The following is a 9,086-nucleotide window of genomic DNA, read 5'->3' on the forward strand; positions in this document are numbered from 1 at the left end:
AAGGTAATGAGGCGTGCGCCAGCGGAATTCATTAGGGCCCGCGACAGCTCAGGCTGACGCAGCAAGGCCGGATATATAACTGCAATCGCCTTAATGTCATAACCCTAAACTGCCTGGCATACGGGAGGTGCTCATATATATTTTTTGAACGATGCCGTTGTAACCGTAATGGTAAGCCCCAGCATTAACGCTGCGGGCAGCAGCAGAAGATTCGGATAGACCGCTGAAGGCCAGGAGAGATAGGCCATCACCGGCAGATACACAGCCGGCTTAATCAACCTTTTCGCACGGTGGTACAGAAAAGATGACTCATAACCGGCACCAAACCGGCGCAAATCACGTCGGCCAAGCCCTTCAACCACGGCAACGCATATAACCAGTACGAACAGCGGTACAGAAAGGGCAATGATAGTGACGCGGATCAGCGTCACAATAGAGACATATACCGTTGCCAGCATATACTGCTGCAAATAAGTCCCCAGCCAGCGGCTGGCACCCTTAAGATTGCGCGATACCTCATTGCCGCTGTTCATCTCGGCCTGATATTTTTCCTGTATCCAGCCGATGATCCCACTGTCCACAAACGCCCACTGATAGGCATCCGTTATCCAGCGCGTCACCGTTGCAGCCGGCTCTGAAAGCAGCAGGCTGCGGGTAAAATCAGAAGACAGATAGCCAAACTCGGTATTCATCACGGCCTGGCTGTGCGCTGCCCCCATTTCAGGCCAGAAGAACGCAATCCCGACATATTCAATAACAAGGCTCACCATCAGTGAAGCCAGGATCACGCCAACGAGTTTCCACGGCCAGCCCCAGGCCAGGTTATAAAGCAGGCCGTGCTCACGGGGTTGCGCGGGGTGCTGCTGCGGATATTGCTGCGGTGCGGTACGACGTGCCTCAGCCATTGTTATCTCCATTCACTGGCGCAGCTGCTGAACTGCGGCTGTCCCACCACCCTTCACTGCTGTGGTAATTCCGGCGCATCTCTTCGGCAAGACGCGCGATGTTCTCAGGCATATGCACGTCACCTGCATCGCCCGCCGGCAGCGGCATACGAATTTTCCAGAGCTGGCCGCCCTCAAGCAGCGCAAACGCCTGACCTTTAGGCAGTGTGACAATGTCGGCAGGCTCAAGCAGCGGCACCTTAATGGTGCCGACGCGGTCCTGGGTGCTGGAGGTAAAATCGTGATTGACGGTGACGTCAGCTGAATCCTGATGACCCGAGACCAGCGTTTTGCTGTAGATTTCAACCTGCGGCAGCTGCGAGGTTAGCAGCTCTGCCGTCCGGTTTTCTCTCACGCGCAGCATGATCAGGTTGTTGAAGTTGCCCTGAACCTGAGAGGTCTTGGCCGCGCTCCCGATCCGGGCTTCAATATCAGATGAGGTCTGCGTGTAGGCCGTCACCTGCATGCCCGCACCGCCACCTTTGTTGATGAGCGGGATAAACTCATTGCCCATCAGTTCGTTGAATTCATCGCAGTGCAGGTTAATGGCGTCCTTACCCTCTTTTGAACCCGGCAGGCCGCCGTTGATACCGTGCTTGTAGATGTGCCCGGCCACGCTCACCAGATCGGCAAACATGCTGTTACCCACGGCGCTGGCAACCTCGCTGTCGCTGAGCGCATCCAGCCCCACGTAAACGATGCCTTTTTTACGGATAACCTGCTCCCAGTCAAAAATAGGGCGCGGATCTTCCATATTCAGATAATCGGGAGACAGCAGCTCCGCCGTTTTGCCGGTGGTCAGTTTTTCCAGCAGCGGCAGCAGTGACGCCACGATTTTGTCAAAGTAGGTGCGGTCATAGCGTACGGCAGAGCGCAGTCCGTCAAGGATCGGGTCATACAGCGCATTTCCTGCATCAGAACTCAGCGCCACTTCAACGGCCCAAATCCGGATAGCTTCAGGCTGTCCCTGCATGTTGCGCGGCACGTCGTCTTCACTGAATGCGTTGGCGTTGTTCTCGATCTGGCCGTGCAGTTCGGGCAGTTTCTCGGTAATGATTTTTTCGGCATATGGCTTCCCACTCTTCAGTGGTGACCTGCTTGCCGGGACCGGAGGTTTTTACCAGCAGCAGGTGTTCAATTGCACCGGGTATAACAAACGATGCCGGTATGGTTTCAGGTGCTCTGGTAAACATATCCATATTCCATGCCAGCCATCGCTGCGCGAAACGCCAGCTTTGCGGACAGGAACTGGTTATGTAATAGCTTTCGGGGCATAGGTTATGCAGAAGAACCAGCACGATGCGCACGAATAAATCCTGTCTGCATCGCTGGCTTTCCACTTTGCGGTATGGCCGAAAATTATCCGAAAGCGTCTGCCTGAGATAGAACGGATTGAGGCAGTAGCCTTCGCCGTCCTTATGGTTGAACGTGACCGAACCCTCTTCGTCAAAAAGCTCTGAAGCGCGGTTCATGTTAAAACCCAGCTGCTTATAAGGCCGGAGCTGAGCGGGAAGAAGCCAGAAGGCTTCTTTAACTGCGTCGGTAAATCTGAACCACTGTTCATCATTTATGGACGCTCCCTGCTCAAACTGGTAAACGCCCGGAAGGACCAGAGGTTCGGTTGGTGTATGTGTCATGGTAAATCTCCATTAAAAAGGGGATCTACCGCCCACAGGGAGGTAAATCCCCGTTGGGTTAAGTTAGATCGATTGCCGGATCAGCGTTTGCCGGTTTTCAGTTCTTCGAGCGCGAACTCAAGTTCTGAAATCAGCCCCCAGTCAGCCGTCGTAAACGGACGTTCCCCCCCGGAAACGCTTCTGATGAGCAGTTCATCAGCTGCGCCGGTAATGAAACCTTCCGTGCTGAAAGGCTGAGGAGTATCACTGTCCGCAATCAGTTGGTGCCGTATTGCCCAGCGAACCGGAAGCGCCCAGCTGAGGCCGCCGGCTGATGACGTTATCTCAAAGCAGCCTGAACAATGGTGATACAGCATCAGCAGCGCAATCCGCGTGAAGAAGTCGATGGGCTGACCTTCCGTTTCAATACGCAAATCAGGGTTCATATCCAGGGTAAACATCACGCTACTGGAAATGTAATTCCCTTCGTCTTTTCCACCGAATTCAAATGCCTCGGGGTGAGGAAACATCATGGAAGCGCGTTCCAGACGAGTACCGTCAATTGGCGAGCACGGGCGGAGATGTACCGGTAACACCCAGAATGCTTCAGTGACTGCCAGAGTAAAACTGTGCCACTGGCTAGGGGATATCCATCCGCTCTGCTTCACGGTATAGGTCACATGTTGGGGCGGTACGGAGATTGGTGTCATGATAAATCCTCAAAAAAGGGGATTTATCCCCCTTATGGGGAATAAATCCCCACAGGGTTACGTCAGATTAGAGAGATTCTAATCTGGCAATTTCCAGATCTCCCAGACCGTCATTATGACCATCTGAAGAAATCCGTTCATGCAAAGTGCGGTCGAGCCTGATGCTCATGGCACGGATGGAGTCAACCAGGTCAGCACAGCCAGGACTGATAAAGCGGTCCTGAACCATACCGAACTCAAGATTGTAAATAACGTTAATCTGAACAGCAATCGTGACGGGCAGCTCACCGTAGAGGTGCACCTGCTCGTCAAGGTCGTCCAGACCAAATCGCTGATAGGCTAATGCCGTAAGCATGTCGCCCTCGTATTTAGCTAACTGCAGCATATCTGCCAGGTTCGTTGAAACAGTCATATTCGACTTTCCCTTACTGATATGCATAACGCAGGTTTGCCATCTGATCCGCCAGCTTCAGTGCAAAGCGGCGAGCCTGACGGTAAGAGCGGAATACCTCATCCGGCTTTTTCAGAGAACCAAACCGGTGATTACCGTGAAACGTGCCGGAACGTGTAAGTATGCCAGCCGTCCATTTTCCTGAAGGTAACTGATGAACCTGAACCTTAAAGCTGAGTGAGCCAGCCCGGTTCATAATCCACTCTTCTTTTCTTTTACCGGCAGCGGCGAGATCCCGCAGGGATGACGCCGCAGCAGAGGCTGCTGAAAAGATGCCTTTTATGGAAAAGGAGGTTGGTAATAAAAGGGTATGCATGGTGTTTCTCCTGTTGAGCGGGAAACACCTGCCCTGTCGGGAAGATGTTTCCCGAGGGGCATTCGCATAGCGAATGTATGGTTCAGACGACTGTGCTGTTACTTCTGAGCGGTGAACACCCTGAAAGTTGCAGCATCAGATGCGGCATGCTGAGCGGCTTTCGCTGCAGCTTTGTGTGTAAAATGCTTACCGTGCCGGCTGAAAACGAACTCATCGCCTGGCTGGCCTGCAATCGACGTTCTTGCCATAACAATGGCGTGATAACGTTGATCGTCAAACCAGACGCGGGAACAAAATTCATAATGACCGGAAGGTGAAGCAAGCCACGGTGTTCCCCTGAGTGCAGCCTTAAGGTCAGGACATTCAGATGCAACACGGGTTGCAACGGAAAGGACCAGATCGAATGGCGTACGCAACTCATTCAGAAACGAGCGGGTTATGGACATAGTTTCTCCAGAAAACAGAGAAACATTTGCCCTGTCGGGAATGTTTCCCCGAAGGACGAAGGCCGGAGCCGGATGGTTGAATGTACCTTCATCGCCAGGCAGTAGGAGCCGTGATTGACGATATCTGCTTCCAAAGGCGGGCAGATGTACCACACTGATGTGTTCTCCCTTTCAGGCAACAGGAGTGTTGTTTGCAGCTACCCGAAGGCGGTCATCTCAAGCTACAGACCATTGGTGGTTGTCCGAAGACAACGTAAGAAACGTTTTAATAATAGCGTCTGCTTAAGGCAAATTACAAGAGCCCGTTATTCATCAGACTCATCAAGCCGGTTATAAACCCGTGCAACATAAGCTCCTCGCCCGTCACCATGTCCAAGATCCATTGAAACTAGAGCCTCAGCCTCTTTGCGACTCATGCCATTTTCTAAATGATGATTTACGGCATCCTTAGAATAGGCATACCTGAGACTATGTGGCGCATGGATTCCGGTCATTCCACTTTCACGTAATACGTTATGATAACGATCAAGCGCCTGATGAAGCGTTGGCTTATCGATTAACTTGCCGTTATTTTTTTCTATGTACTGAATAGCTTCATTTAACAGGTTAACAACCTTCTCTTTATCAAAAACGGTGGCATCACGTGGACGCCCTCCTTTAGAGCCAAACACAACGCGTACATTATTATTTCCGGATTCCAGACTTTTTCGCCAGGTATTTAATGACTTTGCCGACTGAACCGTTTCCTCCGCGCGCAACCCGATATATCTGGCAAGCTGCACACCTAAAGCAACCCCCCTGTCTTTCTCTGAAACCGTCAGGACAATTTCTTTAAGACGTTCGTCAGAAATGGCAACTTTAGTGCCTTCGCGGCTGGATCCGGAAATATTCAGTGCCTGATTACTCAATTTATCATGCGCGGGATTAGCCAGAACGTTACGTCCGCCTTGTGACATGATTGAACGTAATGCGGCCATTTCATTTTGCAGCGTCCGGGACGAAATATTTTCATCCTGACGACTACGAATATAGTTCTCGATATGTTTGGTTTTAATATGGCTTACGTCCCGAATCTGAATATTAAGGGTTGCCAGTCGCTCCGAGAAGCGACTGGCAATCTTTGAACGATCAGAAACCGTTTTAAAACTTCCTCCGCCCTGACGTGCGAGCGTGACGAGCTGCTTACCTAATTTACCAGACAATTTTTATCTCCTTCAGAACCTACAGCTGTAAGCCCATAAACCCACAGCTGTATGACTCTGAATCTGTACTTCTCTTCCCCGATGACATGGTTGCTTTTGCGCTTCCTGCGTCTCGACTGGTATCTGTGCATCGGGGCGGCGAAATGTTGAGTTCTTGCGAGGCTCCCCAGGTCTCTGACCTGTTTGCGGCTTGCGCCGTGCTGACGTTAGTCAGTCTGCCTCCGTACACCAGTTTCCTGATGTCGCCATCGATACCGAGTCGATCATTCTCCTTCTAATAAAACGCCCTTAACGGGTTGTTCGTTAACGTCGCGTCATGGTTGATAAATAGCCAGTTGTGCATCTGAAAACACGTTATACGTGCACGTCAGAATGTACCGGCATGCTGAAAACCGCACTGTACGTGGGTTTGGTCGTTATGCGCTGCGCGCGTCACTTTGTTCTCGTTTCACTCGAACCAAAGTGACGCCGCGCAGCTTCATGCTCCTAATGCGTCTTCCGCAAGCGCCCAAATGTTCCAAATGGGCTTATGCGTCATAGCAAAAGTCGTATGCAGCACAGGGCGTATCCCTGCAAATATTCATAACGTTAGTGAAGAAAAGCATCATTGTGGATGCCTGTCTGAGGGCGTGAGGCGTATGTAAAAGCCATGCTTTGGTGTGATTAATGTACCCCCATCGTCGCGTCGTAGGTGCGCTTGTTTTGACGATATCTGCTTCCAGGAGCGAGCAGATTTACCACACTGATGTGTTCTCCCTTTCAGGCTACAGGAGTGTTTTCGTAGCTACCCGAAGGCGATCCTCTCAAGCTACCGGACCATTGGTGGTTGCCATAAGGCAACTTATTGCCAATGAACCTTATCAATACATGAATGTTATTGTCAAAATCAAACTATCATATTTTGTTGATACTAGGCTTGATCAGCTTACTAACATGGAGAGAGAGATGGAAAGTATCAGTAATGCCACTATTCTAACCTTAGCAGTGACAATATGTTTAGCTGCTCTTAATTTTTTCTTTGGTATTCACGGAAGGTTGAAGAAATTTACTAACGAGAGAATTTCAGTTTATAAAGAGATATTGTCTCTTGAAGACAGCAATGAGGAGTTATCTGATGCTAAAAAGATTGCAAAGAAAAAATTAAAGGAGCAAGTTTTTTATGAGCTTACTAAAATAAAATGCACCCTGCATGCCACGTTAATGCTGGAAATCATGAAAAATAACCCCTACCTAGACACTAAGAAAGAAGCTTCTGTCAGAACAATAATTGACTGCCTCGATAAGAAAGTCGTTAATCTGAGCCCATCAATAACTAAAACAACATTATCACTGAACCGTGCAAGATTTCGAAGCAAACAGAATAGAGGGATATTTTGCGTAGTTTTTTATATCATTCTTGCAATCATTTTTTCTCAAGCTTCATTTTCTTTATCTGAAAATAAAGAACACATCCCGCTGGCTGTAGTTACAGGATGCATATCGATATTTATGCTAATAAGATACACTTTTAACTTAATATATTACCCTGTACTGGGCAGCTTTAAACATTACAAAAAATTGATTTCGATACTTAAGGTTTGAATGTCAGTGATATATTTTTACCATGACTCATCATAGTTATTATACCTTATCCTTTGCGATAACCGTGACTTCAATAATTCACATTTAACATTGGGAGTGAATGGTGAGCATTAATTAGGGAGGTGAGACACATAATTAATGAGTAGCTTTAGGTTTGAATTTCGTGCTGAGTTATATTATTGGATAGGTCTTTTTGTACAAAAAAACCTGTAGAAGTTGCCATCATAAAGTTTGCCACCGTACCCCATTATATGCAGAGATTTGGTGCTGATTAAAAATAGATTACCAGGAACAGATAATTTACCCTCCGTTAAATCATAATTTATATTCTAAAGTGTGTGCTGCTCCCTCTTTGAAGCGATGAGTTTAGAGAGACGTGTTGTTGACGTTTTGTGTGAATCGGCTGGTTCTTTACTCCGGTTTAAACATCACCCTTTAGAGAACCTTTGCAGCGAGGACATAAACAAACCCTGGTAACGGCAGACTTCCGGGTTGGATGGGGATATTTTCAGGTCTAACGCAGTGGTCAGAAATCAATATCCCCGACGTTCAAATACCTTTAGAAGACCAGGGAGCCTGTGCTTGTCTCAACCCCGGTGAAAGTGCTTTGACGCACATTGTGGGAAAGATTGGCATGATGACGCCGCAGAGGCAGCGAAACGGCGATATGCTCAAGAGTGCCCGGCAGTTTAGACGCTATTCATGCGTCGGCAACGCCATCTGCAAATGTAAAGTTGAGGTCTAGAACTGTTACTGACAACTGTGTTTCTTTGTCATCAACCGTCTCCCGCTGGTTAACAGAGCCCGGATCAAAGGTCCTTAGCGAAAGGAATAATTGTCCACAATGTGGGTGCACAGACCTTCCAAAACCCTGTGGACAATTTACCGCACGGCGTGTCAGTCAAGGAATTGATAGTGGGAGGTCATTAAATGAGCACATGACGCCGATTAAATGAAGTAGCAGCGTTGCGGGCTAGTAAGTCGGCGTCCGATAAATACCAAAAATATTTCATTGTTCTTCATAGCCCTGAGCACGAGCAGGACGGTTCCCTAAGAAAACTGACTTGTCATCAAATCCCGGCTCATTAATACTGTACATATAAACAGCATTATCAGAGGGGGATTTATGTGTCATACCATGTTTTTTTCAGCCGGTAAGTTGTTTTTTATCACGGAGTGGCAGTCATGAAGCCCGTGGCCTACAGTCCCGGCCTGACGATCCTCTGGCCGCCAATATTCACGTCCCGTATACTTGTTCCGTTATTTGCAGATCCTTGCGCGGCGGGCTTCCCTTCCCCCGCTCAGGATTACGTGGAGTCCGAGCTTGATCTCAACGAGCTTTGCATACGCCGGCGCGCCTCGACATTTTTTGTTCGCGCCAGCGGCAGCAGCATGCAGGAGCTGGGACTTTACGACGGAGATGTCATGGTTGTGGATCGTGCCGAAGAGGCATCTCACGGAGATATCGTCATAGCCGAGGTTAACGGTGAGTTCACAGTTAAGCGCCTGCAACTGCAACCACGTCTTGCTCTGCTGCCCATGAATCCAGCCTACTCAACCATTTATCCTGACGAGCTGCAGCTGCTCGGCGTGGTGACCTGGTTTTTCAACAGCACGCGCGCGCGACGGAGATAATCATGCCCATGTTTGGCCTTGCCGACGTTAACTCTTTCTATGCTAGCTGCGAGACACTTTTTCGTCCCGATCTGCGCGGCAAGCCCGTTGTGGTGCTCAGTAACAATGACGGCTGCGTTATTGCACGCTCAGCAGGTTATGTGGAATTTCAATACTGGTTTATTTATCTGGTGTCGCAACATCTT

The 9,086-nt window shown here is 49.1% G+C and carries 9 protein-coding genes and 2 pseudogenes; 3 read left to right on the forward strand and 8 right to left on the reverse strand.

Going from position 1 to position 9,086, the window contains the following annotated elements; all coding sequences use genetic code 11:
- Positions 1 to 131: 131 nt before the first annotated feature.
- The 8 genes and pseudogenes from IAE30_RS29565 to IAE30_RS29600 all read right to left on the reverse strand — a co-directional run bounded on the left by IAE30_RS29565 (position 132) and on the right by IAE30_RS29600 (position 5,685).
- Entirely contained in the window at positions 132 to 905 is a 774-nt protein-coding gene (locus IAE30_RS29565) for a TIGR03747 family integrating conjugative element membrane protein (RefSeq protein WP_200547429.1), read from the reverse strand.
- A pseudogene (gene traD, locus IAE30_RS29570) lies at positions 898 to 2,013 on the reverse strand (conjugative transfer system coupling protein TraD); the annotation flags it as partial. The gene IAE30_RS29565 and the pseudogene traD, both read right to left, overlap by 8 nt.
- On the reverse strand, positions 1,937 to 2,581 hold the full coding sequence (locus IAE30_RS29575; RefSeq protein WP_234472905.1) for a hypothetical protein: 645 nt from the start codon (positions 2,579 to 2,581) through the stop codon (positions 1,937 to 1,939). The pseudogene traD and the gene IAE30_RS29575, both read right to left, overlap by 77 nt.
- Positions 2,582 to 2,661: 80 nt before the next feature.
- On the reverse strand, positions 2,662 to 3,270 hold the full coding sequence (locus IAE30_RS29580) for a hypothetical protein (RefSeq protein WP_200539305.1): 609 nt from the start codon (positions 3,268 to 3,270) through the stop codon (positions 2,662 to 2,664).
- Between the two features lie 67 nt (positions 3,271 to 3,337).
- Positions 3,338 to 3,682: a hypothetical protein gene (locus tag IAE30_RS29585; protein ID WP_200539304.1), complete on the reverse strand. Its 345-nt coding sequence runs from the start codon at positions 3,680 to 3,682 to the stop codon at positions 3,338 to 3,340.
- Between the two features lie 13 nt (positions 3,683 to 3,695).
- Positions 3,696 to 4,037 (reverse strand): hypothetical protein, encoded by a 342-nt coding sequence (locus IAE30_RS29590; RefSeq protein WP_200539303.1) that lies wholly within the window; start codon positions 4,035 to 4,037, stop codon positions 3,696 to 3,698.
- A gap of 98 nt (positions 4,038 to 4,135) precedes the next feature.
- Positions 4,136 to 4,483 carry a hypothetical protein gene (locus IAE30_RS29595; protein WP_200539302.1) on the reverse strand — a complete coding sequence of 116 codons (348 nt, stop codon included), beginning with the start codon at positions 4,481 to 4,483 and terminating at the stop codon, positions 4,136 to 4,138.
- 305 nt (positions 4,484 to 4,788) lie between these two features.
- On the reverse strand, positions 4,789 to 5,685 hold the full coding sequence (locus tag IAE30_RS29600) for an integrase domain-containing protein (RefSeq protein WP_200547454.1): 897 nt from the start codon (positions 5,683 to 5,685) through the stop codon (positions 4,789 to 4,791).
- A gap of 666 nt (positions 5,686 to 6,351) precedes the next feature.
- On the opposite strand from IAE30_RS29600, the gene IAE30_RS29605 reads away from it, so the two are divergent.
- The 3 genes and pseudogenes from IAE30_RS29605 to IAE30_RS29615 form a co-directional block, all read left to right on the forward strand.
- On the forward strand, positions 6,352 to 7,266 hold the full coding sequence (locus tag IAE30_RS29605; RefSeq protein WP_200578542.1) for a hypothetical protein: 915 nt from the start codon (positions 6,352 to 6,354) through the stop codon (positions 7,264 to 7,266).
- A gap of 1,185 nt (positions 7,267 to 8,451) precedes the next feature.
- Positions 8,452 to 8,901, forward strand: a complete 450-nt coding sequence (gene umuD, locus IAE30_RS29610) for a translesion error-prone DNA polymerase V autoproteolytic subunit (protein ID WP_200539299.1) — start codon at positions 8,452 to 8,454, stop codon at positions 8,899 to 8,901.
- An 8-nt stretch (positions 8,902 to 8,909) separates the two neighbouring features.
- Positions 8,910 to 9,086: pseudogene (locus IAE30_RS29615) on the forward strand (hypothetical protein); the annotation flags it as partial.

Source organism: Pantoea sp. S61, assembly GCF_016625145.1.
Classification (GTDB): Bacteria; Pseudomonadota; Gammaproteobacteria; order Enterobacterales; family Enterobacteriaceae; genus Pantoea; species Pantoea rwandensis_B.

Excerpts from the sequence above, each read along its gene's own strand:
- IAE30_RS29565 (WP_200547429.1), bottom strand. The coding sequence starts at position 905 with ATGGCTGAGGCACGTCGTACCGCACCGCAGCAATATCCGCAGCAGCAC.
- IAE30_RS29575 (WP_234472905.1), bottom strand. The coding sequence starts at position 2,581 with ATGACACATACACCAACCGAACCTCTGGTCCTTCCGGGCGTTTACCAG.
- IAE30_RS29580 (WP_200539305.1), bottom strand. The coding sequence starts at position 3,270 with ATGACACCAATCTCCGTACCGCCCCAACATGTGACCTATACCGTGAAG.
- IAE30_RS29585 (WP_200539304.1), bottom strand. The coding sequence starts at position 3,682 with ATGACTGTTTCAACGAACCTGGCAGATATGCTGCAGTTAGCTAAATAC.
- IAE30_RS29590 (WP_200539303.1), bottom strand. The coding sequence starts at position 4,037 with ATGCATACCCTTTTATTACCAACCTCCTTTTCCATAAAAGGCATCTTT.
- IAE30_RS29595 (WP_200539302.1), bottom strand. The coding sequence starts at position 4,483 with ATGTCCATAACCCGCTCGTTTCTGAATGAGTTGCGTACGCCATTCGAT.
- IAE30_RS29605 (WP_200578542.1), top strand. The coding sequence starts at position 6,352 with ATGTACCCCCATCGTCGCGTCGTAGGTGCGCTTGTTTTGACGATATCT.
- umuD (WP_200539299.1), top strand. The coding sequence starts at position 8,452 with ATGAAGCCCGTGGCCTACAGTCCCGGCCTGACGATCCTCTGGCCGCCA.